The organism is Leifsonia sp. SIMBA_070 (assembly GCF_046534635.1).
Classification (GTDB): Bacteria; Actinomycetota; Actinomycetes; order Actinomycetales; family Microbacteriaceae; genus Leifsonia.
Window position 1 is genome coordinate 1 of record NZ_JAWRYK010000549.1, and the last position, 256, is coordinate 256.

Genomic DNA, 256 nt, shown 5'->3' on the forward strand with positions numbered 1-256 from the left:
CCTGCCTGCGTATGCTGACCATTTAACACTATGTCATGATAAAACCAGTTCATTCCTTCCGGTGTTGTCGTCCAAACACTCCACCCGCCTTTGTCAGCGAGTGCATACGAGAGATAACCGGTCCACGTCTGCTCCTTCATCTTGGACGCCTCATCAAGCCAAACGCCGTCCAACCCTTTACTGACCAGCGTCTTGGGATTGTCAGCGGATTTAAACTGGATGAGGATATACCCTTTCAACCACACACGATTCTTGG

The 256-nt window shown here is 50.0% G+C and carries 1 protein-coding gene; it reads right to left on the minus strand.

The features are described 5' to 3' along the window. Positions 1–239: terminase large subunit domain-containing protein (locus tag SB754_RS21395; protein ID WP_410784342.1), on the minus strand; the 239-nt coding region annotated here is incomplete at its 3' end. Between the last annotated feature and the right edge of the window lie 17 nt (positions 240–256).